Origin of the sequence: Streptomyces sp. NBC_01571, assembly GCF_026339875.1 — a bacterium.
GTDB lineage: Bacteria > Actinomycetota > Actinomycetes > Streptomycetales > Streptomycetaceae > Streptomyces.
The window spans coordinates 421,356-445,105 of the sequence record NZ_JAPEPZ010000001.1 but is presented as its reverse complement, the minus strand read 5'-3'; the positions used below and the strand labels follow the sequence as shown (position 1 = coordinate 445,105).

Genomic DNA, 23,750 nt, shown 5'->3' with positions numbered 1-23,750 from the left:
GGCGTCTTCGGCGGTCCGGAGCGTCACTCCCGGGCGGTGACCGGCAGGTGAGGATCCCAGGTCATGGGACGGGCTCGTCCACCTGAGTGGACGAGCCCGACGGCTGTGACGTGCGTCAGCGCACGTGGATCGTCACCGTGACGGTCTTCAGGACCGCCGGCAGCTTGGTGGTGTCCACCTTCAGGATCTCGCCGTTGTCCTCCTGCCCCGTGGGCGGCAGCACCTTCTGGTGCACCGTCCACTTCCCGTCGGGGTCGACGGCGATGGTGTCGATGCCGAAGTCGTCGTCGTTGGACAGGTACAGCGTCTTGCCGGAGTTCGCGGTGGCCACGCCCTCGACCTTGTCGTGGCCGAAGAACGCACCGCTGGGGTCGAGCTGGCTCACCAGCGTGCCGACGTTGAGGTACGGCTGCTTCTGCGCGACATGGACGCCGGCACCGGTCAGCGACGTGAGAGCGGCGTTGGTGCCGGCCGTCCCGACGAGGGCCTCGGGCGACTTGCCGCCGATCGTCAGGCCGCTGACGTCGGTGGCGCCGTTGATGTCGACCTCGTAGAGAGTCTTCTGGGCGAACGGCTCGAAGTTGCCGTCGCGCTCGTCCACCAGGAACCTCGTGCTGGACAGCGCGGTGATCTCGCTGTTGGCGGCGCCCGTGGTAGCCGGGTTGTCCAGCAGGTACAGGTACTGCTTGGACTTGTACGTGCGCAGATCGATCGTGACGATACGAGTGGCCGCGACATTGCCGGCCTTCGTGCTGCCGAGATCCGGCTGCTGCAACGCGGCCTGCATGACCCCTACCAGGGTCGAGCCGTCCGGCGTGACCGTCAGGCCTTCCATGCCCTTGTTCTTCGACCGGTTGGCGAGCTCGGCCGGCAGGTAGCCGAGGACCTTGTGGTACGCGTTGTCCGGGCTGTTCCTGTACGGGGTCAGCCGGCCCAACTCGTAGCCGTGCGCGTCGAAGTGGGTGATGTACGGACCGTACTCGTCCGACACCCAGAACGTGCCGTCCGGCAGCGCCACCAGGCCCTCGGAGTCGTAGCCGTAGGGGTCCCTGGCCACGGGGGTGGGGGTACCGCCGTTGGCGTTCGTGGCGGCGACGTCGTCGATCGTCTCGCTCGTGTCGTGCGGCGGGCGACCGCTGTACGACACGCCACCGAGGCTCTTCGGCCCCTTCAGAGTGACCTTCCTGATGAGCTGGGCCTTGCCGTCGACGAGCTTGAACTCGCCGATCTCGGGCGTGAAGTCGAGCACCATCTCGGACTTGTTGCCGTCCGGGGCGTCGGCGTTGGGGCCGCGGTCGGTGAGGCCGTAGAAGTGGCCCGACCTGCCCGGCACCGGCGTGAGCGACGAGCCGAAGCCCTCACCGGAGATCTTGGTGGTGGTGCCGCCCGGACCGGCGACCTGCTCCAGCGGCGGGATGGGAGTCCCGTTCGCCTGAGTGTCCTTGAACAGCTGAACCGCGTCGGTGGCCGTGTAGGTGAAGGTGTCCGTGCCCGTGAAGCCGGACTTCGGGATGTACGAGAACGTGCCGTCCGCGTTCACCGTCACCTTGCCGTTGGACGGGTCGGTGTGCCGCACGACCGCGGTCGCGCCGTTGTCGTTCCGCAGAACGTTGCCGGTCAGTGTGCCATGACCGGAGAAGGAGTCGGAGACCGTGCCGAAGTCGTGGGACGGGGCTGAGAGCCAGCCTCCGGCCTGGGCCGCGACCGTGCCTGCGCCCACGGCTGCGACGGTGGCACCGATCGCTACGGCGATTCGGGTGGGCTTGCGGGAGAAGGGTCTTGAAGTCACACGCAGAACTTGTCGGTCAATGATGAACTCTGAGGGGGTATTTGGTGAAACCTCGATTCAGAAAGAACCGGCTCTTCGCAACTTTTCGATCAAATCGGATGGCGAGGGGTCGTGGCGCCCCCTCGCGGAAGAGCCTCCCGACGGCGGTGCGTTGCTGCCCCGAGGGAGTCCTGGGCCGACGACTGGTCGGCGGTGCCGGGCTGGGCCCGGGAGTCGACGTCGGACGTCGGCGGGCGACTGGTGTCGGACACCCATCCCGGAATCGGTGTCTGACACCGATCCCGGGATCGGTGTCAGACGTCGGCCGTGAGTCCGGCGAGATCGAGGACGGTTTTGCCGCGGCGCGGGCCCGTCGCCGCGGCAGTGTGCGCCTCGGCCGCACGGCGGGCGGGAAAGACGGCCTGGACGGGTACGCGGAAACGCCCCCGCTCGGCGAGGTTCGCGGCGAGCGCGAGCCCGTGGCACCCGTCCGGCTGGCCGCCGTAGCGACCCAGTGAGAGGCGTACTCCGCGGCCCGGACCTGTGAAGTCCGCGAGCGTGACCACCGGTTCCGGACCGCCGGTGAGGGCGATGAGGTCGTCGAGCGAGCCGGCCCCGGCGACGTCGAGCGCGCGGTCGATCCGTGGGATGCCGAGCGCGCGGACCCGTTCGGCCAGGCCGGGTCCGAAGGCGACCGGGATCGCGCCGAGACCCTCGAGAAAGTCCTGGCTGCCGGGGCGACCGGTCCCGATCACGCGGGCACCGCGCGCCGCCGCCAACTGCACGGCGATGCTCCCGACGCCGCCCGCCGCACCGTCGATCAGCAGCGTCGTGCCCCGCTCCTCGCCCACGCCGAGCAGGTCCAGTGCCCGGGTCGCCGTCTCGACCCCCGTCGCCGCGGCGCCCGCCTGCTCCCAGGGCAGGGCGGCCGGCTTCGCCGCCCAGAACGCCAGCACGGCGAACTCCGCGCTCGCCCCGCCCAGCCGGGCGACGTCGACCGCGCCGAACACCTCGTCGCCGACCGCGAAGCCCCGGACGCCCGCGCCGACCTCGTCGATCACCCCGGCCGCGTCCACGCCGGGGATGTGCGGCAGGCCGAGGCCGTCCCGCGAAGGCGAGTCCCCGCTCCGCAGCGCGAGGTCTACCGGTGACACCCCGCTGGTCCGGACCGCGATCCGCACCTCGCCCGCACCCGCGTGCGGCTCCGGCCCGGATCCGACGCCGAGCACCTCCGGGGGACCGAACCGGTCGAACTGTACTGCGCGCATGATCACCTCTCCGGCCCGGACCTCCCGGGCGCCGCCTCACGGTAGACATGGATGTGGAGCAGGTGTTCCGGATCGGTCCGAAGTGAGAGGTGCGGGAACCGTGGTGACTCGGAAAACACGGATGGACGCGGCGCACAACCGCCGGCACATCGTCGCGGTCGCGCGCGCCGCGTTCGCCGACGAAGGACTCGACCTGCCGATGCGGGAGATCGCCCGCCGCGCCGGTCTGGGCGTCGCCACGGTCCACCGGCACTTCCCGACCCGCGCCGACCTGGTCACGGCGGCACTCGCGGAGCACGTGGCGGCGTGCCGCGCGGACATGCGTGCCGCCCTCGACGAGCCGGACCCCTGGCGCGCGCTCAGCGGCACCGTCCGCGGCTTCGCGGAGCACCGGCTGCGGGACCGCGGGCTGAACGAGGCACTGTTCGGGCCCCACCCGGCGGCGACCGCCTTCGCCGCGGACCGCCGCGAGCAGGCGCGAGCACTGCGGCACCTCGTCGATCGCGCCCGCGCCGCCGGTGCCGTCCGCTCCGACGTCTCCGTGGACGACGTACGCGTCTGTCTCGCCGCCATCGCCTCCTTCCGCCCCACCCGCCCCGCCACCGCCCTCCACCGCCTCGTCGACCTCCTCCTGACCGGCCTCCGTCCCTGGGAGACCTCGGCACGGACCGGAGGGCGAAATGGTCCGGGTGACGTGAGCGAGGGCTGAGGGCGTAGGGCAGGTCAGTGCTCCCACATCTCCGGGCCGCCACCCCGCCACTCGATCGACCCGGACGTCGCGACCAGCTGCTCGTCCGCCTCCTCCAGGCCCGCTCGCCGCAGAAAGTCCGCGACGTCGAGCAGCCCGTACGCCATGCCGAGAAACTGCTCGCCCACGCGGACACGTCGGCCGCCGTCTTCGCCGGGCGGATACACGATCACGGGCTGGGGGGAGGCCATGGCTCCCAGCGTGTGGGGCGCGGGCCCGGGCCGCACGCCGGACTGCTCCTCGACAGCGCCGTCACCCCGGACGCGGGCCGCTCACGCGGCGCCGGCAGGAACCACCCGCTTCGAACGGTGACCCGCACGGGTGGTGTTCAGGCCGGATGGAAGGAACTCCCGCCGCCACCCCGCCGGGCGCGGGCCCGATCAGGCGATCCCGGTGCCGCGCAGAAGCAGCAACGCCACGTCCACCACCGCCACGGCCACCGCTGCCGCGAACGCCGCCCGCTCCCGGCGGCGCCCCAGCGCCGTTCCCGCCACCGCGACCAGGCCCGCCACCGCGAGGGCCGCCACTCCCCACCTGCCCGACGGTCCGGCGGGTCCCAGCGCCAGAACCGCGGACGCGGCCACCAGCGGCACCGGCAGCAGCAGTCGCGCACCGTCCGGACCCAGCCGCTGCGGCCACCCCCGTACTCCTGTCGCCAGGTCTCCGCGGATGTCCGGCAGCACATCGCCCAGGTGGGCGCCGACCCCCAGTAACGCCCCGGCGGTGACCAGCCACCAGGCCGGCCACGGCTGCCCGGGCAGCCCCAGCGCCACGAACGCCGGGAGCGCGGCGAAACCCACCGCGTACGGCACCCAGGACCACATCGTCGCCTTGAGCCGCAGGTCGTACGCCCATGCCGCCGCCACTCCGGCCAGGTGCGCGACGCCCGCCCGCAGGCCACAGCCGAACGACAGCGGTACGCACAACGCCAGTGCGGCATACGCGGCCACCCACACCTGCGTCACGCCCACCGTGCCGTCGACGACAGGTTTGCCCCGGCGCCCTGCGGCGATGTCCCGGCGCGCGTCGAACGCGTCGTTGCACCAGCCGATGGACAGCTGCCCGGTCACCACCGCGGCGGTGGTCAGGGCACAGCGCGCGACACCCTGACCCGCGGTCACGGCCAGCGCGGCCGTCAGGGCGGTGACCGCCACCACGGGTCCTGGGTGGCACGCCCGGGCCAGGCCACCCACCCGGTCGGTCCAACTCGTGGCCGCGCGGCGGGCCGTCGGCTCCTCGTAAGTGCCCATCCGCTCGATCGTAGGCGTCCCGGACCCGTTGCTTCAGTGTCCTTGCCGTGGCCCGCGAACGGGGTCCGAGCACGGCGTGGTCAGGAAGCCGTGGCCGGGAAAGCCGTGGCCGGGAAACGGCGCCGCTGCCTGGAGCAGGAGCTGCGGGGGAGGCCTGACCTGATCCGCGGGCGCACGACGAGCCCGGGCGGCGGGACCGTCATCTCGTCCGGCTTCCGCACGCGCCCGGGGACGGACGGCCGGACGGGCGATCCGTGGTGGCGGAGCACCGGTCCGGGGAACACGTGCAGAACAGACCACCCCAGTCGGTAACCGGACGGGAAGCAAATGACGCGGATCGCCGCCGTTCACGGTGCCCTCGCACCGCACCGTCGCACCCAGTCCGAGATCACCGACATGGTGGCCCGCACCTGTCTGCCCGCGGGCACCGACCGCCGGGTCCTCGACCGGTTGCACCGCAGCGCGCAGGTCCGCTCGCGCCACATGACGTTGCCGCTCGAACGGTACGGGGAACTCGACGGATTCGGCGCCGCCAACGACGTCTTCATCGCCGCCGCCACCGACCTGGGCGCCAAGGCCGTGCGAGACGCGCTGCACCTGGCCGGCCACTCCGCGGCCGACGTCGACCTGCTGGTCTTCACCTCCGTCACCGGCATCGCCACGCCCTCGATCGACGCGCGACTGGCCGGCCGCGTCGGACTGCGGCCGGACGTCAAGAGACTGCCCCTGTTCGGTCTGGGCTGCGCCGGCGGCGCCGCGGGCCTGGCCCGCATGCACGACCACCTGCTGGGCCGGCCCGACGACGTGGCGGTACTGCTGTCGGTCGAGCTGTGTTCGCTCACCTTCCAGCGCGACGACGCCTCCATGGCCAACATGGTCGCCACCGGACTGTTCGGCGACGGGGCCGCTGCTGTCGTCGCCCACGGCGCGAACCGCAAGGGCGGGACCGACGGCCCCACGATCGTGGACACACGCAGCCACCTGTATCCGGACACCGGGCGCGTCATGGGGTGGGACATCAGGGACTCCGGCTTCCAGGTGGTCCTCGACCCGCGGGTCCCCGATGTGGTGCGCCGCTACCTCGCCGACGACGTCGAGGGATTCCTCGGCGACCACGGTCTGAAGCCCAAGGACGTGACCGCCTGGGTGTGCCACCCCGGCGGCCCCAAGGTCCTGCAGGCCGTCACCGAGGCCCTCGATCTCCCCGACGACGCGCTCGACGTGACCTGGCGTCACCTGGCGGACGTGGGCAACCTGTCCTCGTCCTCGGTGCTCCACGTACTGCGCGACACCCTGGCCGAACGCCGCCCGCCGCCGGGCACGGCAGGTGTGCTGCTGGCGATGGGGCCGGGCTTCGCCTGTGAACTCGTCCTGTTGCGCTGGTAGGCCCGGCCCGTCGAACCCACAGGACAGGAGGACACGGGACACATGATCTGGTACGGACTACTGCTGGCCGCAGTCGCCGCCGAGCGTGTCGCCGAACTCGTCGTCGCCCGCCGCAACGCGCGCTGGAGCACCGCCCGCGGCGCCACGGTGACCGGGCAGGGTCACTATCCGGCGATGGTCGCCCTCCACACCGGTCTGCTGGTCGGCTGCCTGGCCGAGGTGTGGCTGGCCGGCCGGCCCTTTCTGCCCGCCCTGGCCTGGCCGATGCTGGCCCTGCTGCCGGCCGCCCAGGGACTGCGGTGGTGGTGCGTCCGCACCCTGGGACCCCGTTGGAACACCCGGGTGATCGTCGTTCCCGGCCTGCCGCTGGTGACGAGCGGCCCCTACCGCCGGCGGTGGCTGCGGCATCCGAACTATGTGGCCGTCGTCGCCGAGGGCGTGGCGCTGCCCCTGGTGCACACCGCCTGGATCACCGCGGCCGCGTTCACCGTGCTCAACGCCGCGCTGCTCACCGTGCGCATCCGCTGCGAGAACCGCGCGCTGGCCACCGCGACCACACCGTCCTCGACCACGCCCGCGCCCGCGTGATCGACGTACTCGTGGGCGGCGGCGGGCCGGCCGGTCTGGCCGCCGCGATCCACGCCGCGCTCGCCGGTCTGGAGGCCGTCGTGGTCGAACCGCGGACAGCGCCCGTGGACAAGGCCTGCGGAGAAGGTGTCATGCCCGGCGGTGTCGCCGCCCTGCGAGGACTGGGCGTCGAGGTCACCGGCCGCGAACTGCGCGGCATCCGGTACCTGGACGGCGCCGCGCGGGCCGAAGCCTCCTTCCGCGGCCTCGGAGGGCTGGGGATCCGCCGTACCGCGCTGCACTCCGCACTGCACCGGCGCGCCCTCGCCCTCGGCGTGCGCATGCTGCCCGGCAAGGTCGGCGAGGTTCACCAGAGCGCGGACACGGTCACCGCCGCCGGGATCACGGCCCGTTGGCTGATCGCCGCCGACGGCCTGCACTCCCCGGTGCGCCGAAGCCTGGGGCTGGAACTGCCGGGCCGTCCCCGCGGCCGGTACGGGCTGCGCCGGCACTACCGCGCCGAGCCGTGGACGGACTTCGTCGAGGTCCACTGGTCGCGGCACGGCGAGGCCTACGTGACCCCGGTCGGCGACGACCTGGTGGGCGTCGCGGTCCTCAGCGACAGCCGTCGCGGCTACGACGATCACCTGGCCGGCTTCCCGGCTCTCACGGCGTCGCTGCGCGGGCCGGTCGCGACGGAGGTACGCGGCGCGGGACCGTTGTTGCAGCGGGTGCGGCGCCGGGTCGCCGGCCGTGTCCTGCTCGTCGGCGACGCCGCGGGTTACCTGGACGCGCTGACCGGGGAGGGCGTCGCCCTCGCGTTGGCGTCGGCCGGGGCCGCCGTCCACTGCCTGGTCGCCGGGCGACCGGGCGCGTACGAGCGAGCCTGGGTGCGACTGACCCGGCGTCACAGGCTGCTGACCGGAGCCCTGCTGGCCGCGAGCCGCCGTCCCGCCACCGCCCGCCTCATCGTCCCCGCGGCGTCCCGGATGCCCCTGCTGTTCTCGGCCGCTGTCCGCGCACTGCAATAGGAGCGCCCGCGCCGCCAACGGGGTCCTCCTGTGCTGCTCGCGCGGCATGTGTTGCCGGCCGGCCACCGGCTACCGCAGCGGCGACGGCGCCTCCTCCCGGTCCTCGTCCTCCTCCTCGGGTTCGTCGGGAAGCTTCACGTCGCTGACCGCGATGTTGACCTCGACGGTCTCCAAGCCCGTCATCCATTCGACGGCGGAGATCACGCCCTCCCGCACGGCGCCCGTCACGTCCTGGATGGAGACGCCGTAGTCGACGACGATCTCCAGATCGATGGCCGTCTGCGTCTCGCCGACTTCGACCTTGACCCCACGTGAGACGGACTTGGCGGTGCCGGGCACGCGTTCCCGCGCGGCGCCGAAGGCCCGGGCGATTCCGCTGCCCAAGGCATGGACGCCGATCACTTCACGGGCTGCCGTTCCAGCGATCTTCTCGACCACACCATCGGCGATGGTGGTCCGGCCCTGAGCACCGTGGTCGCGGTCGTCGTCACGCGTCGCGCGGACGTCCTTGCTGATGGCGTTCCCCGTGAACATGCCACGGGACGCCTCGGGCTCTCCGGTGTCGGTCATAGCGGGTCGTCCCTTTCCGAGAGAGGAACCTGCCGTCCGAATTTCCACATTAAGCCGGTTTCCTCGATGACGCCGTCATGGTCGAAGCCGCTGGGGTCCCGCCGTCGGTCGATCGTGCGCCCGGCCAGGGCTGGGGGGGGCGGCCGTGCGGCCATCCGTTCCGAGCACTTCGGAGGCGTCGTGGTCCGCGGCCCCCGGAGTTCGCGCACCGCGTGGGGTACCCGGCGTCCGGATTCCCGAGACGTATCATCTGGAGGTCCTCATGTTCCGTGCCGTCGCCGATGTGCTCCGAACCGTCGGCAGTGCGACCGCCACCGTCGTGACCCTGCCGTTCAGGGCGCTCGCCCGGCTGTTCGGCGGGGCCTCCCGTTCAGCGCCCTGACGACCGGGGCGAGGGCGCATGACAGGCGTCAGTGCGCGGACCGGAAGACGGGTCCGGCCACGGTGAGACGCAACCCTTCCAGTGTGGCGGCCTGACGCTCGGCCCGCTCCAGAAGTTCGTCCAGGTGTTCGACGAAAAGTCGCTCGTCGGAGTCCGCCAGGGCCCGCAGGACCCGCCAGCATGCCGACTTGGCCTGGACACCCAGCAGCATGGACTCCAGCTCCAGGACGTCGCTGAGCGGGGAGCGGGAGAAGAGATGGCCGTTGGGCTTGATGCGGCCCGCCTTCTCGGCGAACCAGCCGAGGGCCACCTTCGCGTGGTCGGTCGACACTCCCAGGTCGGTCATGATCTGCGTCAGCGAGTCACGGTCCTGCTCCACCGCGTGGGCGAGTTCCGCCAGCGTGGTGCCGTGTTCCTGGTCCTTCTGCGTCTGTGCGGCCCGTCGGAAGAGTTCCAGTCCGGCGGTCGCGCCGGCCAGGTGGTCGTTGAGGTAGATCGCCAGCAGGTCTGCGCCCGCCGACTTCTTCGGGGACGGGCGGGAACCCGGCTCGTCGGTGGAGACGGCACGCATCTCGCGGTCCACCGAGGCGGTGAGTTCGCTCCAGCTGTCCTCGAACTTGGCGAGCCCTTCGCGTTCGAGGGTGTCCGTGACGTCCGTGAAGTCGACTCCTGCGCGTCGCAGCGCCTCGAAGTGGGCTGTCGAGGCGGCGTAGTCATCGGCGGCCGGCGCGTCGGAGGGCAGGGTGCCGTGGTCGGCGAACGCCGTCAGCGTGCTGCCGGGCATGGTGTTCACGGTGCCCGCGATGACGAGTTCACTGACGTACATCGTGTCGGGGTACGCCGGGTTCTTGACCCCGGTGGACGCCCACAGAGGCCGCTGCGGGCGGGCGCCGGCCGCGGCGAGGGCCTGCCAGCGGGACCCGGCGGTCATCTCCGCATAGGCCTGGTGGGCGAGCCGGGCGTTGGCGATCGCGGCTTTGCCCTTGAGCGCCTGGGCCTCGGGGGTGCCGAGGGCGTCGAGGCGGCGGTCGACCTCGGTGTCGACGCGGGAGACGAAGAACGAGGCGACGGAGTGGATGTCCGCCAGGTCGTGGCCGGCGGCCTGGGCCTGCTCCAGTCCGGTCAGGTAGGCGTCCATCACCGCGCGATAGCGGTCCAGGGAGAAGATCAGCGTGACGTTGACGCTGATGCCCTGGGCGACGACGGCGGTGATCGCGGCCAGTCCCTCGCGGGTGGCCGGGATCTTGACCAGAAGATTCGGCCGGTCGACGGTCTCCCACAGTTTCCGTGCCTGGTCGATCGTGGCATCGCTGTCCCGTGCCAGGCGGGGGTCGACCTCGATGGAGACCCGCCCGTCGGTCCCGCCGGTGCGCAGGTGCACAGGGCCGAACGTCTGGCAGGCGGCCCGTACGTCGTCGGTGGTGAGGGCGAGGACGGCGTCGTCGACGCTCACGCCCTTGCCGCCCAGCAGGCGCAGTTGCTCGCTGTAGCGGTCCCCTTTGGAGAGCGCGGAGGCGAAGATCGTGGGGTTCGTCGTGACCCCTACGACATGCTTGTCCGCGATCAGTTTCTCCAGCTCACCCCCGGCCAGCAGCTCACGGGACAGGTCGTCCAGCCAGACCGAGACGCCTGCTGCGGACAGCTCGGCGAGCGGATCCGACACGGGGGAATGAGACATGCGGTACCTCCAGAAGATGTGCGGCGCCGGTCGGCACGCCTGCTGTGCGTGCTCGTCGGCTGATGCCCGGGGGAGTGGGCGGGGCGGAAAGGGTTCGTACCTGGTGTCGGGGTGGCGAGACGTGGTGGTCGGGCCGCCGGCTGCCGTGGCTAGGGCGACGAGCGCCGGTCCCGGGCGACCGCTTCCGGCCGGCCGGCGGTGGGAGGCCGTTCGATCACTTGGCGCTGAATGGCCACGACAAACCCTTGCAAGTGGTGGGGAACTGGTCGAGAACGGCGAGTACCCCTCCGCCCGGGCATCATGCCGGGACGACGGCAGGCGTTTCCGTGCACGGCGCCGGCCGATCGGGAGGGTTCAGCGCAGGCTCAGCGCCGGACGGTCCGAGCGGAGTTCGGCCAGGAGGCGGGCCGCGTCGGTGAGAAGGGTGCCCTGCAACGTGGGCGCTGCCCGCTGGGGTCCCGGGCCCGACAGAAGTCCTTGCTGGATGATGTCGAGTTCGTCTGCGGCCTCGTCGATCAGCTCGGAGAGACGGCCCGAGTCGGTGAGGGAGGTCTTGCCCATCTCCTCCATCGCGGTGGCCACTGTCCGCAGCAGGGAGCCGAGGCCGGAGCGGAAGGCCGTAGGCAGCTTCTCGAGTTCCTGGCTGTCGATGGCGTGGTCCAGGGTGCGTGTGATGGACCGCAGATGGTCCAGGCACTGCTGGGCGACCGTGACGGCGTCGCGGGCCCGGGAAAGCGCTTCGGCGGCCCCACCGACACTCCGGCGTGGGTTGAGGAGACCGTTCTCCTCCTCCGCCCCGATGCTGCGGTGCAGGGCCTCGCAGTCGCCGGAGGCGCTGAGCCAGGCCTGGCGCCACTGCCGCACCTGGTCCCGACCGGGGGTCTCCCCGTCGAAGGCGTCGGCCAGGCTGTCGACGCGCCGGCTCATGCCGGTGAACAGGTCGGCGGCGGCCTCCTGGCGATGACGGGTGTGGCGGGCGGGAACGAGGGCGAGATGGGCGACGAGTCCGCAGAGCGCGCCGATGACGACGGACGCGGCCAGATGGCCGATGTAGTCGATGCGCCCTGCTCCCGAGGAGAAGGCGAAGAAGCCCACGACGGCGACCTGTGTGCCGTGCTGACCAAGCCGCTTCACCCGGCCCAGCCAGAGCGCGACCAGGGTGAGCAGGCCGAACGTCCAGCCGTGGATGCCCGCGACGGCCGCCAGCGCCGCGGCGAGAGTGGCTCCGACCGATATCGCCACCAGGTATTGCACACAGTCGCGCAGCGAGCGGTACAAGGTCGCCTGCAACGTCACCATGGCGGTGAACGGAGCGAACGTGGCGACCGCCGGCGGCAGGAACTGGCGGGTCAGCATCCACGCGATCATGGCCGCGACGACGGTCTTCACACCGAGGAGCAGGTCGTCCCGCTCGCCGCCCGGGGCCCGCACCGCCTGCCGAACGTAACCGGCTGCCCCCAGGACGGCCACCTTCACTTTTCCGGGCGCGCAATCCCACTTCGGCACGGGGGCACCACCTCCACCGTGCCGTTTGCCCGGCCGGTGCGTCACAAACGTGTCGGGGCCTCCCCTGCTGTGAGTGAGACGGAGAGGACGTGAAGGCCAGGTGAGGTGCGCATTCCCAGCGGCACGATCCGGATGCGCCGACGTGCTCTGGAAGCGGCGGTCGCACCGGGCCGAGGCGGACCCCTCGGGAACCTGCGCGGCTACTGGCCGGCCCCGAGGGGGGCTTCGATCGATGGCATCATCGCCGACTGCCGGGGTACCTGCGCCTCGGGTGGCCGCTGGTACGGACGCGAGCGGCGGCCGCAGGAGTGCCTCGTCCCGCGTCAGTGGACGTCGTCGTATCCGGTTCCACGACCGCCCGTCGGGCGCTCCGCGTGCCCCGGGAGCTCCGGCGGGGGACGCTGGGAGGGACGGCGGCGACTGTGGACGCGAGTCCGTTCGCCCGAAGCTCGCGTACCGCGTGGCCGCCCGTGACCGGCGGACCCGATCACCTCCGCGGAGCCCCGAGTACGCCGTCGTACGTCAGCAGAACCACCGTCCTACCCCAGCGAGAAGGAGTGTGACTCCGATGGTCACCGTGTCCCTCACCGGAGCGTCCCAGGAGGACGCTGCCGCCGTCTTCGATGTTCTGCGGACGGCTTTTCCCACCGACCGGGCCGCCGGCGACATGCCCCAGGAGCAGGAGGCCGGTCACTCCGTCGTGTGGACCGCGGAGTTCGAGCCGACACGGGAGCGCCTGAGCATGCCCGCCGGGCCGACCCCGCTCGAGGGTCCGCTCACCGCCACGCTGCAGGGCGGGTACGTCGCCGTGGACCAGCTCTGTGAAGCCCTGAGCGCCGCATTCGCCGTGCACGAGCAGGGCACGGCGTCGGGTGACCAGGAGAAGGAGGTCGATCTGCAGCTGCGGACGAAGCCGCAGTGAGGCAGGACTCCGACATCGCGGCGCGCTGACCGCCCGCCCCTCCGCAGCACCGCTCGCACGGCCGACCCACGAGGAGAAGAGCGCCATGGTCCAGATCGGCTACACGATGATGACCGAGCAGGCCGGTCCGCGAGAGCTCGTCGGCCACGTGGTCGGAGCCGAACGCGCCGGATTCGACTTCTCGGTCACGTCCGATCACTACTTCCCCTGGCTGGAGTCCCAGGGGCACGCCCCCTACGCATGGAGCGTCCTCGGTGCCGCGGCGCAGGCCACCGAACGCATTCCCCTGATGACCTACGTGACGTGCCCGACGACCCGCTACCACCCGGTGGTGGTCGCCCAGAAGGCCGCCACCATGCAACTCCTCTCACAGGGACGCTTCCGCCTGGGACTCGGCTCCGGGGAGAACCTCAACGAGCACGTGGTGGGAGGCGGATGGCCCGCCGCGCAGGTGCGGCTGGAGAAGCTCGAGGAGGCGGTGGAGATCATCCGCTCGCTCTTCGCGGGAGGATCCGTCAGCCGTCACGGTGCCCACTTCGACGTCGAGAACGCCAAGTTGTGGGATCTGCCCGACGTGCCCCCGCCGATCGGCGTCGCCGTCTCCGGTGACCGCTCGTGCGAACTCGCCGGTCACCTTGCCGACCTCCTGATCGCCACGGAACCCGAACCCGGCCTGATCTCCGCGTTCGACCGACACGGCGGCGCGGGCAAGCCCAAGGTCGGTCAGCTGCCGATCTGTTACGACACCGACCGCGACGCGGCGATCGCCCGCGCCCACGACCAGTTCCGCTGGTTCGGCAGCGGCTGGCCGGTCAACTCCGAACTCCCCGGACCCGCCGGATTCACCGGTGCCACCCAGTTCGTACGGCCCGAGGACGTGGCCCGGTCCATTCCCTGCGGCGACGACGTGGACGCCGTCGTCGAGGCCGTCGCCCCCTACGTGGATGCGGGGTTCACCGAGGTCGCCCTCGTCCAGATCGGCGGGGACCACCAGGAACCGTACCTGGAGTGGGCCCAGCAGAAGCTGCTCCCCGCCCTGCGCGATCTGTGAAAGGCCGAGATGACCACGAAACGTGCTGCGATCTTCGATGTCGACGGAACGCTGGTCGACACCAACCACCTGCATGTCGTCACCTGGTGGGAGGCCTTCCGGCAGGCGGGCCACCGGGTTCCCATGCGTGAGATCCACCGGGCCGTGGGCCTCAGCGGAGGGGACCTGATCGACCATCTGCTCGGCGAGGACCGCGACCGGGACGGCGACGAGCAGCTCACCGCGGCCCACCACGCCCTCTATGCCACGTACTTCGACCGGCTGCCGCCACTCGACTCGGCGGCCGACCTGCTGCGCGCCCTGGCGGCGCGAGGGTGGGAGATCGTACTGGCCACCTCGGCGGGTGGCGCGGAACTCGCCGCCCTGCGCAGGGCCATCGACGCGGACGACGTCATCCTCGGGTCGGCCAGCGCGGACGACGTCGCCGACGGCAAGCCCGCTCCTGATCCCGTCGCCGAGGCCAGAGCCCTGGCGGGCGTACCGAGCGGAAGGGCCGTGTTCGTCGGCGACACCGTCTGGGACATGAAGGCCGCCGCACGCGACGGGGTGACCCCCGTCGCGGTACTGTCCGGCGGGCTCCCGCGCGCGGACCTGGAGGCGGCGGGTGCCCGCGCGGTGTACCGGGACCCCGCCGACCTCCTCGAACACCTGGATACCAGCGTCTTCGCCGACCAGGAGTGACCGCGGCGGGAAGTGCCCTGGGGTACGCCCGCGTCATCGGGCGGGAAGCGCCCTGGGGTACGCCCGCGTCACCGGGAGAACAGGACCGGTCAGGAGGCGACCCTGACGTTCAGCCCGTAGTCCAGTTCAGCCCCGTCGACCAGCACCGCCTCGACCGTACGTGTTCGGGGGTCGATGTCGGCCACGATCCCGTCCCCGGCGTAGCGGGGGTAGCCCGAGGCGCCGGTCTCGCCCGTCGCCTCGACCACCGCTGAGCGCACGGCGGACTCCTCCACCGAGGCACCGCCTCCGTTTTCGACGTGTTCGGGGACCACCAGGACGTGGAAGCGCTGCGGCTCTGTAGTCATGTTCCGGTATTTAATCGCCTGTCCTGCCGACCGGGGACGAGGCGCACGACGGACTCGTGCAAACGGGTTCTGCCGTGCCCGCGGGGCGTCGTGCCAGGCCACCGACCAGCCGACCGCAACCGGCGTGCGACGTCGCGGAGTTCGGGTCGGCGGTGCGCTTGAACAGGAGCGGCGGAGAGTTTCCTGGGTGGCACCCGGGGCACCCGTGACACTGGCGATCATTCGTCCGCGATGCCCTGCACCATCCGAAAGGAGACACATGCTCTTCCTCGTCGCCGCTTTCCTTCTCCTCGGAGTCGTGGTGGGTGCTGCGGCGCACCTGCCGCTCCCCGTCACGCTGGCGGCCTCCACGGCCATCGGCTGCTGGTTGCTCGTCTACGGTCTGCGGAGGCACCGTGGCGACAACGGCACGGCGCGGAAGCCCGCTTCCTACAGCGGAGAGGAGGCCCGGTGAGCCGGCCCGTTCCCGAGACCGCGCAGGCGTCATGGCGTCGCGACCCGTACAGTCTGGCCGCGGCATCCTTCATTCTCGGCCTGGTCGGTCTGCTGGTCTTCAACCTGGTCCTGGGCCCGACCGCCGTCGTTCTCGGGCTTGTCGCCCTGCACCGCGGCACCACCCACCGCCATCGGGCGTACCTCGGGATCCTGCTGGGTGCCACAGATCTGATCGTGCTCGCCCTGGTGACCGCGGCCGACAACACCGTCGCCTGGCACCTCTGAGCGCATGCCGGACCACGGCACGGCCATGTCGCAGGCATCACCACCGTGATCGGTGCACCCCGGAAGTCGTCCGCGGACAAGGCCCGTTGACGGGGCCGCGAAAGGAGAACAGCAACCATGCGCATCGCATTCTTGACGGCGCCGGAGGGCGTCGAGCAGATCGAACTCACCGAGCCCTGGGAGGCGGTGACCGAGGCAGGCGGTGAGCCCGTTCTCGTGTCGACGAAGCCCGGCCGGATCCAGGCCTTCAACCATCTGGACAAGGCGGACACCTTCCCCGTCGACCAGGTCGTCGCCGACGTCTCGGCCACGTCCTTCGACGGCCTCGTGTTGCCCGGTGGCGTCGCCAACCCGGACGCGCTGCGCCTCGACGAAGGGGCGGTCTCCTTCGTTCGCGACTTCTTCGACCAGGGCCGGCCCGTGGCCGCGATCTGCCATGCCGCCTGGACACTGGTCGAAGCGGGCGTCGTCCTGGGCCGCGTGCTCACTTCGTGGCCGAGTCTGCAGACGGACATCCGCAACGCGGGCGGCACCTGGGTCGACGAGCAGGTGCACGTCTGCGACCAGGGCCCGAACGTCCTGATCACCAGCCGCAGGCCGGATGACCTGAAGGCGTTCCGTGAGGCGTTCCTGGCGGAGTTCGCGAAGGCGTCACCGAAGAAAGCGTCCTGACGGGCGCACCCCCTCGGCCACAGAGCCCGCGCGGGCAGGTCTTCGCGTCGGCACCGGGCGCGAAGACCTGGCCGACACGTCGTCCGATGGCGGCGGACCGTGCCCACGGCATCCGTAGCCGCCAGGAGGCGGAGGGCGTGCGGTCCTCCTGGCGGTGGTGCGGGGATCCGGCGAGTCAGCGGTCGTCGCGTCCCAGTGGCATGGCACGGCGGTCGTCCTGGTTGCGGGTGCTGCCGCGGCGGCCCTCGGTGTGGCCGCGGGCGGCGGAGGTGGTGGCAACAGCGGCGGCGACGGCGATGAGGGTCGCGACGGCGCCGGTGATGAGGTTGCTGGTGATGGATCGGGTGTGGGCGACGTCGCCGGCGACGACCCAGGGGGCGACACAGGTCCAGATGCCGATCACGGCGGCGGCCCAGGCCATGGAGTGGGTGCGCTCGTAGGAACTGCCGAGGCCTCCCAGGAGCAGCATGTAGGCGATACCGGCGATCAGGTTGGTCACCGTGAGCGTGGTGGCACCGTTGAAGCCGCATATCCAGGGGGACGCGGCGAGGTACAGGCCGGTGATGAGGGCCAGGGCCTCGATCATCTGGGCGCGTGGGGTGGTGGCGGCGCGGTCGTGCCGGGCGCGCAGCTCCACGAGGTCGGGGTGTTCTTCGATGGGCGCGTGATGGGTTGACGCCATGATGGCCTCCAAGGGAGAGGAGATACATCCACCATCTACCCATAAGGTCTACGTAAATACTTAAAACGGACATATCTCTCGCTCTGGCGGGAGGGTAGGTGAACGCGGGTGTCGATATGGTCACTCCACGTCACCTGGGGGCGCGGCAGTCTTTACCCCTTGCCTCCCGTGTGTGGCCCCGCCGCCGGCTCGTCGTCGCAGTACGCGGGTGATCGCCCGACCCCGCTTCGTGGGGGCGCCGTGGCGCGGTGAGCGGAGGCGCTGGGCGCTTGGGGCCTCGGGCCGCTCTGCGAGGATGTCCGGTAGGGACGTGCGGAGCAGGAACCATGTGACGGTGACCGGCCGCCCCGATGCCCCGGTGGTGATGCTCGCGCACGGATTCGGGTGCGACCAGAACATGTGGCGGCTCGTGGTGCCGCTTCTGGCGCCCGATTTCACCGTGGTGCTCTTCGATCACGTCGGAGCTGGGCGCTCGGACCTGTCGTCGTGGAGCGAGCAGCGCTACTCCACGACGAGTGGTTATGCCGAGGACGTCCTGGACATCTGCCGTGATCTTGCGCTCGGGCCCGTGACGTCCGTGGGCCACTCCGTGAGCGCGATGATGGGTGTTCTCGCCGCGGAACGGGAGCCGGACGCGTTCGCCGGCCTCGTCCTCCTCGCCCCGTCACCGTGTTTCATCGACGACCGGGCCTCCGGATACAGGGGAGGATTCAGCGCCCAGGACATCGAGGAACGGCTCGAGTCGCTGGACGCGAACTATCTGGGCTGGTCGGGTGCCATGGCCCCGGTGATCGCGGGCAATCCCGACCGCCCCGAACTGGGCGAGGAGCTGACCAACAGCTTCTGCCGCACCGACCCGGACATCGCCCGCAGCTTCGCCCGGGTGACGTTCCTGTCCGACAATCGCGAGGACCTCGCCCGGGTGCGGGTTCCGACCCTGGTCGCGCAGTGTTCCGGCGACGCGATCGCGCCGCCGGAGGTGGATGTCTTCGTGCGGTCGCGGATTCCGGGCAGTCGCCTCGTCACGCTGAACGCCACCGGTCACTGCCCGCAGCTCGCCGCCCCCGCGGAGACCGCTGCCGCCATCGCGGCCTTCGCCGGGCCCGGCCGATGACGTGCGGGCCCGACGGCAACGAGCGGAGCGAGAATTCGATCCCGCAGGGTCGGCTGGGCGACGACCACGCGATGTTCTCGGCGCTGCTGGAGGACAGCGTCGAGGATCTGTACGAACACGCGCCGTGCGGTTACCTCTCCACCACGCTGGACGGCCTCATCGCGAAGTTCAACACCACGTTGCTGGACTGGCTCGGCTACACCAGCGCCGACCTGGTGGGCCGCAGGAAGTTCTCCGACCTGCTCACCGTGGGCGGTCGCCTCTACCACGAGACCCACTTCGCTCCGCTGCTGCGCATGCAGGGCGAGATCAGCGGCGTCGCCCTGGAACTCAGAGCCGCCGACGGCAGCCGTCTGCCGGTCCTGGTGACCTCCACCATCCGTACGGGCACCGGCGGGGAGCCCCTGCTGATCCGGACCACCGTCTTCGACGCCCGCGACCGCCGTGCGTACGAGGTCGAGCTCCTGCGCGCCCGCCAGGAATCGGATCGGGAACGCGAACGTCTCAAGCGTCTGAACGTCACCCTGCAGCAGACGCTTCTGCCGCCCACCCTGGTCGGCGTGCCCGGTCTCGACGTCGCCGCGCACTACCATGTCGCCTCCGCCGACGAGGTCGGCGGCGACTTCTACGACCTGTTCCCTCTGTCCGCCGGGACCTGGGGATTCTTCCTGGGCGACGTCTGCGGGAAAGGCGCGGCAGCCGCAGCCGTCACCTCCCTGGCCCGCTACACACTCCGCGCGGCCGCTGTGTACGACCCCGACCCGGCTGCCGTGCTCACCAATCTCAACACCGTCCTGAACCACGAGTATCACGGCCAGGATCCGCGGTTCTGTACCGTCATCTTCGGCCTGCTCACCCCCGACGGCGAGGCGCGCGGCTTCAGGGTCAGCCTGGCGAGCGGGGGTCACCCTCCGGCCCTGCTGTTGCGCGCGGACGGCCGGGCCGACTTCCTGCCCACGGTCGGCGGCCAGTTGATCGGTGCGCTGCCCGACGCCCGCATCCGCACCACCACGGTCCGCCTCGACCCCGGCGACACGCTGCTCCTGACCACCGACGGCCTCACCGAAGCCCACTCCGCGAGCGCCGGCCGCCGCTACGGCGACGAGGCCCTCCTGGAGTTCGCGCAGGAACTGGCACCCACCACCGCTCATGACGCCGTGGCCGCGATCCGGGACCTGCTCGACACCTTCGGTACCGGTGTGGACGACGACGCGGCCGTACTGGCCCTCAACGTCCCCCGATCGACCGGTGACGAGCAGCCCTGATCCGCGAACCGGCCATCCCTGGCCGCCACACCCCTGCCGCCCGGTCATCGACCGGCCGGTGATCCGAACCGCCACACTGCTCCGGACGCGGGCGGCCCGCTGCCCGGGCTGGTCCTCGCACCGGGTCGGCACGCCGCCGTTGGCCGGGCACCCGAAGCGCGGTGGGTGGGGAAGACGCCCGTCAGCCGGACCATGCGGAAGTTCCGGCTGCCGCGCGCCCGCAGTGGCCTGGACGCCAGGGCGCCGAGGGCTGCGGGCGCGTACGACGAACGAGACCTCAGCGACGCCCGCGGGCGTTGAGCCGGGCGGCCTGGCGTGTCAGGTGATCGCGTTCGGCGAGGTCGGGTGCCTTTCGGGCCGCCTCGGCGTACAGCCGTGCGGCGGTCGCCAGGTCGCCGACACGCTCGTGGAGGTAGGCCGCCGCCGCGGTGTGGCGGGGCAGCGAGTCGTCCAGCGCCTTGAGTGCCGCCAGACCGGCGCGCGGTCCGTCGGCCTCGCCGACGGCCACCGCTCGGTTGAGCCGGACGACCGGGCTGTCGGTCAGGCGCGCGAGTTCGTCGTACCACTCGACGATCTGCACCCAGTCGGTCCCCTCGGCGGTGGGCGCGTCGGCGTGGAGTGCCGCGATGGCCGCCTGGGTCTGGAACTCGCCCAGCCGGTCGCGGGCGAGGGCAGCCTGGAGGATCGCGACACCCTCGGAGATCGACTCGGTGTCCCACCGGCCGCGGTCCTGCTCGGCGAGCGGCACGAGACTGCCGTCGGGCGCGGTCCGGGCGGCGCGCCGGGCGTGGTGCAGCAGCATGAGGGCGAGCAGCCCAGCCACCTCGGGGTGGTCGATCGCGGCCGCGAGCTGCCGGGTGAGCCGGATGGCCTCGGCGGCGAGGTCGACGTCGCCCGAGTAGCCCTCGTTGAAGACCAGATAGAGGACCCGCAGCACGGTGGCGACGTCGCCGGGCCGGTCGAACCTTCCCCCAGCCCTCGTCTTCGCTCGAGTTGGGGATACCCCGGCGCCGGAGACGGTGCGCTTGGCCCGGCTGATGCGCTGTGCCATGGTCGCCTCGGGCACGAGGTAGGCCTGGGCGATCTGGCGGGTGGTCAGCCCGCCCACGGCGCGCAGCGTGAGCGCGACCGCGGACGACGGCGTCAGCGACGGGTGCGCGCACAGGAAGTAGAGCTGGAGCGTGTCGTCCGCCGCGGGCGCGGGACCGGGCGCCGGCTCCCTGTCGACGGACTCCTCGCGCCGGCGGCGGGCGGCGTCCGCCCGGGTCGCGTCGAGGAACCGGCGCCAGGCCACGGTGACCAGCCAGCCCTTCGGATCCCGGGGCGGGGTGTCCGGCCAGACCCGGACCGCCTCGACCAGCGCGTCCTGCACGGCGTCCTCGGCCGCCGCGAAGTCGGCTCCGCGGCGGACGAGGATCCCGAGCACGCTGGGCGTGAGGCTACGGAGCAGAACCTCGTCCACCGGAGAGCTCATTCGGTGACGGTGGGGTGCACGCCCAGGAACGGACGCAGCTCGAGCCACTCGTGGATCGGCTTGCCGCCCGCCCCGGGGGCGGCCGACAGTTCGCCGGCCAGCTCGACGGCGCGCTCGTAGGTGTCGACGTCGATCACCATCCAGCCGGCGATGAGGTCCTTGGTCTCGGCGAAGGGGCCGTCGGTGACCGGCGGCCGACCCTCGCCGTCGTACCGGACGAAGGTCCCCTCGGGGGAGAGCGCCTGGCTGTCGACGAATTCGCCGGTCTCCTCGAGACGGTCCGCGAAGTCGCGCATGTACTGCACGTGGGCCGAGATCTCCTCAGGCGTCCACTGGTCCATGGGCACGTCGTTGGCCGGAGCGGGGGCGCCGCGGTAGTGCTTGAGCAGCAGGTACTTGGCCATCGTGGTTCTCCTCGGTGCTGGTGCGACCCATTGTGGACGCGTTCGATGCAGGGACGGAGCAGGTCACGGATTCTCGACATCGCCGAGCTGACCGGGAAGCATTTTTTTGAGGGGACCGTGGTCCGGTCCGGATGGCCGGCGCAAGGTCGGCCTGGCGCGGTGCGCACCCGCAACCCGTGCTGCGGACCCGCAACAAGTGCGCACCGCGCCCGCGCCGCCGTCCTGGCCGGCCGGCCAGGACGACAGGACGTTTCGCCTTCAACAGGCCTTCAGGTGTGCGACGGGCGGGGCCGACGGGATCGTCAGGCCCTGCTGGGCGCTGCGGCGGTCACGAACCGGGTCACCGCCCGGGCGAAGGCCTCCGGTTCCTCGAGGTGACCGAAGTGCCCGCTGTTCTCCAGGATCAGCAGGTCCGATCCGGGAATCAGTCGGTGCAGTTCCTCCGCCCACCGCACCCCGCAGATGACGTCATGCCGGCCGACGACGACGAGAGCCGGCACGGAGAACGAGCCGAGGTCCTCACGGTCGTCGATGACGTCGGGGGAGAGGTTCGCGTCCAGCCCCGAGATGTGGGCGGCCCGCACCGAGGCGCGGAAGGGGGCGAACTCCTCCTCCCGGCCCCAGTAGTCGGCGAAGTAAGAGGGCAGCAGCCCCTTGGCGACCGCGGTCATCCGTACGTCGTCGGAGATGGTGGGGACGGCCTGGAAAGACGCCAGGACCTCGGGGAGCCCGGGATGGCCGGCGTGGCGTGCCGCGAACAGCCGCACCAGGCGCATGGCCTCGGCGCCGTGTTCGGGCCCGGTCAGTGGTGCGCTCTCGTAGAGGATCACCCCGGCGACGCGCTCAGGGTGGTGCAGGGCGTGGTACTGGACGACGAAGCCGCCGTGCGAGTGACCCAGGAGGTGCACCTCGGGGGCGCCGAGGTGTTCGATCAGCGCGCCGAGGAACCGGCTGTAGCGGGCCCGGGTGTAGCCGTGGGGGTGGGAGGGCAGACGGCCGGAGGCGCCGCTCCCGATCGGCTCGGGGTACACCATCGTCAGGTGCCGCTCCAGCGCGGGCGTGCGCAGGTACGCCCAGTCGATGCCCGGTCCGCCGGAATGCGCGACGCACACCGGCCCAGTGCCGTGGACGTGATAGCGCTGTGCGACTCCGTCGATCTCGACGGTGTGGGTTCCGGCGGCCAGGGGGTTCGTCTCGAAGGTGGTCATGGGGTCTCCGTGTCCGGCAGGTGTCGATGACACCGGCAGGACGCGGGGGAGAGGACGAAGTTCGATCCGGGGCACGTGATGCCCGTCACATCGGGGCGAGCGACTGGAGGGCCCGCACCGGCCTGGGGTGCAGGAGGCGCAGCCGGTGCGGACGACCGGCGTCGTCCAGGGTCATCAGCCAGGCCACCGAGGGCGGGCAGTGTTCGGGGTTGTCCGCGGGGTTGAGGAGGTCCATCTCCCAGACGACGAGGGAGCGGCCGGCCACGGTGTGGACGAGGCGCTGGCGTACACCGGCCTCCAGATCACCGTCCATGCCGCGTGCCAGGACGTTCCTGCCGCCCACCGGCTCGTTCCCCCTGAGCAGGGCGATCTCGGGCGACCAGCGCTCCGTCATCAGCGCGCCGAAGCGTCCGCTCTCGGCGGCGGCCAGTGTCTCGTGTGCCTCGGCACGGCTGGCGCGGACGCGCTGTGCGGTGTCGCCGTGCGGGGCGTCCGCCGTGGCTGCGAGAGCGGTCGCGAGCCTGGCCCGTCCTTGGCTGAGCCGGCTGCGGACCGTGCCGACCGGGACCCCGCAGGCGTCGGCTATCCGCTCGTAGGAGGTGACGGTGGTGCTGAAGTGGCGCAGGATCAGGGGCAGGCGCAGCGTGGGAGAGAGCTCCTCCACGGCCTCCCAGATCCAGTTGCGCATCGTGTGGTGCTCCAGCCAGCGTTCCGGAGCGGTGTCCGTGGAGGGCACCTGCAGATCGTCGATCGGCAGGGAGGGAACGGAGGCGCGCAACAGGGACCGGCTGGCGTTGCGCACGATCATCCGTAGCCAGGCGCCCACGGCCGCCGGGTCGCGGACGTCCCGCACGCGGCGCAGCGCGGTCACGGCCGCGTCCTGGACCACGTCATCGACGTCGGGCCCCGGCCCGAGGATGCTCAGCGCCACCGCGCGCATACCCGCCCGGTGCCGTTCCAGCAGCAGCCCCAGGGCGCTGACCTCACCCGCCTGTGCCGCGCGCGTGAGCACCGCGTCCTCGAGATGTACGGCTTCACCTGAGTTCTGGTTCATGG

The 23,750-nt window shown here is 71.5% G+C and carries 26 protein-coding genes; 13 read left to right on the top strand and 13 right to left on the bottom strand.

Annotated elements, in window-relative coordinates; translation table 11 throughout:
* Positions 1-115: 115 nt before the first annotated feature.
* Together OHB41_RS02125 and OHB41_RS02120 are read right to left on the bottom strand one after the other, a co-directional pair.
* A complete protein-coding gene (locus OHB41_RS02125; RefSeq protein WP_266696221.1) occupies positions 116-1,789 on the bottom strand; it encodes an esterase-like activity of phytase family protein in 1,674 nt (557 codons plus the stop codon).
* A gap of 293 nt (positions 1,790-2,082) precedes the next feature.
* Entirely contained in the window at positions 2,083-3,036 is a 954-nt protein-coding gene (locus OHB41_RS02120) for an NADP-dependent oxidoreductase (RefSeq protein ID WP_266696220.1), read from the bottom strand.
* Between the two features lie 100 nt (positions 3,037-3,136).
* On the opposite strand from OHB41_RS02120, the gene OHB41_RS02115 reads away from it, so the two are divergent.
* Positions 3,137-3,745: a TetR/AcrR family transcriptional regulator gene (locus tag OHB41_RS02115; RefSeq protein ID WP_266696219.1), complete on the top strand. Its 609-nt coding sequence runs from the start codon at positions 3,137-3,139 to the stop codon at positions 3,743-3,745.
* Between the two features lie 14 nt (positions 3,746-3,759).
* Here OHB41_RS02115 and OHB41_RS02110 read toward each other — a convergent pair whose 3' ends face one another.
* Both OHB41_RS02110 and OHB41_RS02105 read right to left on the bottom strand, forming a co-directional pair.
* Positions 3,760-3,975, bottom strand: coding sequence for a hypothetical protein (locus OHB41_RS02110; protein ID WP_266696218.1), 216 nt, complete (start codon positions 3,973-3,975; stop codon positions 3,760-3,762).
* A 189-nt stretch (positions 3,976-4,164) separates the two neighbouring features.
* On the bottom strand, positions 4,165-5,034 hold the full coding sequence (locus OHB41_RS02105) for a UbiA family prenyltransferase (RefSeq protein ID WP_266696217.1): 870 nt from the start codon (positions 5,032-5,034) through the stop codon (positions 4,165-4,167).
* Between the two features lie 327 nt (positions 5,035-5,361).
* Between OHB41_RS02105 and OHB41_RS02100 the strand changes: the two genes are divergently transcribed.
* Genes OHB41_RS02100 through OHB41_RS02090 form a run of 3 tightly spaced genes read left to right on the top strand, consistent with a single transcriptional unit; the run spans position 5,362 to position 8,018 of the window.
* The gene (locus tag OHB41_RS02100) at positions 5,362-6,420 is read left to right on the top strand and encodes a type III polyketide synthase (RefSeq protein WP_266696216.1); all 1,059 of its coding nucleotides are present in this window, start codon (positions 5,362-5,364) and stop codon (positions 6,418-6,420) included.
* A 42-nt stretch (positions 6,421-6,462) separates the two neighbouring features.
* Entirely contained in the window at positions 6,463-7,008 is a 546-nt protein-coding gene (locus tag OHB41_RS02095; protein WP_266696215.1) for an isoprenylcysteine carboxyl methyltransferase family protein, read from the top strand.
* Positions 7,005-8,018, top strand: coding sequence for an NAD(P)/FAD-dependent oxidoreductase (locus tag OHB41_RS02090; RefSeq protein ID WP_266696214.1), 1,014 nt, complete (start codon positions 7,005-7,007; stop codon positions 8,016-8,018). The genes OHB41_RS02095 and OHB41_RS02090 overlap by 4 nt, the downstream gene beginning before the upstream one ends.
* 69 nt (positions 8,019-8,087) lie before the next feature.
* On the opposite strand, the gene OHB41_RS02085 is transcribed toward OHB41_RS02090, so the two are convergent.
* On the bottom strand, positions 8,088-8,588 hold the full coding sequence (locus OHB41_RS02085; protein WP_266696213.1) for an Asp23/Gls24 family envelope stress response protein: 501 nt from the start codon (positions 8,586-8,588) through the stop codon (positions 8,088-8,090).
* Between the two features lie 262 nt (positions 8,589-8,850).
* Here OHB41_RS02085 and OHB41_RS02080 point away from each other — a divergent pair, with 262 nt between their 5' ends.
* The gene (locus OHB41_RS02080; RefSeq protein WP_266696212.1) at positions 8,851-8,970 is read left to right on the top strand and encodes an LPFR motif small protein; all 120 of its coding nucleotides are present in this window, start codon (positions 8,851-8,853) and stop codon (positions 8,968-8,970) included.
* A gap of 28 nt (positions 8,971-8,998) precedes the next feature.
* Here OHB41_RS02080 and tal read toward each other — a convergent pair whose 3' ends face one another.
* Both tal and OHB41_RS02070 read right to left on the bottom strand, forming a co-directional pair.
* Positions 8,999-10,648: a transaldolase gene (gene tal, locus OHB41_RS02075; RefSeq protein WP_323138344.1), complete on the bottom strand. Its 1,650-nt coding sequence runs from the start codon at positions 10,646-10,648 to the stop codon at positions 8,999-9,001.
* Positions 10,649-11,002: 354 nt separating this feature from the next.
* On the bottom strand, positions 11,003-12,154 hold the full coding sequence (locus tag OHB41_RS02070; RefSeq protein ID WP_266696211.1) for an FUSC family protein: 1,152 nt from the start codon (positions 12,152-12,154) through the stop codon (positions 11,003-11,005).
* A 568-nt stretch (positions 12,155-12,722) separates the two neighbouring features.
* On the opposite strand from OHB41_RS02070, the gene OHB41_RS02065 reads away from it, so the two are divergent.
* From OHB41_RS02065 to OHB41_RS02055, 3 genes are all read left to right on the top strand, one after another.
* Positions 12,723-13,076: a hypothetical protein gene (locus tag OHB41_RS02065; protein WP_266696210.1), complete on the top strand. Its 354-nt coding sequence runs from the start codon at positions 12,723-12,725 to the stop codon at positions 13,074-13,076.
* Between the two features lie 85 nt (positions 13,077-13,161).
* On the top strand, positions 13,162-14,127 hold the full coding sequence (locus tag OHB41_RS02060) for an LLM class F420-dependent oxidoreductase (protein WP_266696209.1): 966 nt from the start codon (positions 13,162-13,164) through the stop codon (positions 14,125-14,127).
* A gap of 9 nt (positions 14,128-14,136) precedes the next feature.
* Complete coding sequence (locus OHB41_RS02055) at positions 14,137-14,808, top strand: HAD family hydrolase (RefSeq protein ID WP_266696208.1); 672 nt, start codon at positions 14,137-14,139, stop codon at positions 14,806-14,808.
* Positions 14,809-14,897: 89 nt separating this feature from the next.
* On the opposite strand, the gene OHB41_RS02050 is transcribed toward OHB41_RS02055, so the two are convergent.
* Positions 14,898-15,155 carry a hypothetical protein gene (locus OHB41_RS02050; RefSeq protein WP_266696207.1) on the bottom strand — a complete coding sequence of 86 codons (258 nt, stop codon included), beginning with the start codon at positions 15,153-15,155 and terminating at the stop codon, positions 14,898-14,900.
* Positions 15,156-15,414: 259 nt separating this feature from the next.
* Between OHB41_RS02050 and OHB41_RS02045 the strand changes: the two genes are divergently transcribed.
* From OHB41_RS02045 to OHB41_RS02035, 3 genes are all read left to right on the top strand, one after another.
* Positions 15,415-15,609 (top strand): hypothetical protein, encoded by a 195-nt coding sequence (locus OHB41_RS02045; protein WP_266696206.1) that lies wholly within the window; start codon positions 15,415-15,417, stop codon positions 15,607-15,609.
* Positions 15,606-15,875, top strand: coding sequence for a DUF4190 domain-containing protein (locus tag OHB41_RS02040; protein ID WP_266696205.1), 270 nt, complete (start codon positions 15,606-15,608; stop codon positions 15,873-15,875). The genes OHB41_RS02045 and OHB41_RS02040 overlap by 4 nt, the downstream gene beginning before the upstream one ends.
* A 117-nt stretch (positions 15,876-15,992) precedes the next feature.
* Positions 15,993-16,547, top strand: a complete 555-nt coding sequence (locus tag OHB41_RS02035) for a type 1 glutamine amidotransferase domain-containing protein (RefSeq protein WP_266696204.1) — start codon at positions 15,993-15,995, stop codon at positions 16,545-16,547.
* A 175-nt stretch (positions 16,548-16,722) separates the two neighbouring features.
* On the opposite strand, the gene OHB41_RS02030 is transcribed toward OHB41_RS02035, so the two are convergent.
* Positions 16,723-17,229, bottom strand: a complete 507-nt coding sequence (locus OHB41_RS02030) for an SPW repeat protein (protein WP_266696203.1) — start codon at positions 17,227-17,229, stop codon at positions 16,723-16,725.
* A 295-nt stretch (positions 17,230-17,524) separates the two neighbouring features.
* Here OHB41_RS02030 and OHB41_RS02025 point away from each other — a divergent pair, with 295 nt between their 5' ends.
* Both OHB41_RS02025 and OHB41_RS02020 read left to right on the top strand, forming a co-directional pair.
* Positions 17,525-18,343: an alpha/beta fold hydrolase gene (locus OHB41_RS02025; RefSeq protein ID WP_266696202.1), complete on the top strand. Its 819-nt coding sequence runs from the start codon at positions 17,525-17,527 to the stop codon at positions 18,341-18,343.
* Positions 18,340-19,608, top strand: coding sequence for a SpoIIE family protein phosphatase (locus OHB41_RS02020; protein WP_266696201.1), 1,269 nt, complete (start codon positions 18,340-18,342; stop codon positions 19,606-19,608). Before OHB41_RS02025 ends, OHB41_RS02020 begins: the two co-directional genes overlap by 4 nt.
* Positions 19,609-19,885: 277 nt before the next feature.
* Here the strand turns inward: OHB41_RS02020 and OHB41_RS02015 are convergent, their stop codons facing one another.
* The 4 genes from OHB41_RS02015 to OHB41_RS02000 form a co-directional block, all read right to left on the bottom strand.
* Positions 19,886-21,070, bottom strand: a complete 1,185-nt coding sequence (locus OHB41_RS02015) for an RNA polymerase sigma factor (protein ID WP_266705594.1) — start codon at positions 21,068-21,070, stop codon at positions 19,886-19,888.
* 8 nt (positions 21,071-21,078) lie between these two features.
* Positions 21,079-21,486 (bottom strand): YciI family protein, encoded by a 408-nt coding sequence (locus OHB41_RS02010; protein ID WP_266696200.1) that lies wholly within the window; start codon positions 21,484-21,486, stop codon positions 21,079-21,081.
* Between the two features lie 302 nt (positions 21,487-21,788).
* Positions 21,789-22,694 carry an alpha/beta fold hydrolase gene (locus tag OHB41_RS02005; RefSeq protein ID WP_266696199.1) on the bottom strand — a complete coding sequence of 302 codons (906 nt, stop codon included), beginning with the start codon at positions 22,692-22,694 and terminating at the stop codon, positions 21,789-21,791.
* Between the two features lie 85 nt (positions 22,695-22,779).
* The gene (locus OHB41_RS02000; RefSeq protein ID WP_266696198.1) at positions 22,780-23,748 is read right to left on the bottom strand and encodes an RNA polymerase sigma factor; all 969 of its coding nucleotides are present in this window, start codon (positions 23,746-23,748) and stop codon (positions 22,780-22,782) included.
* Positions 23,749-23,750 lie beyond the last annotated feature (2 nt).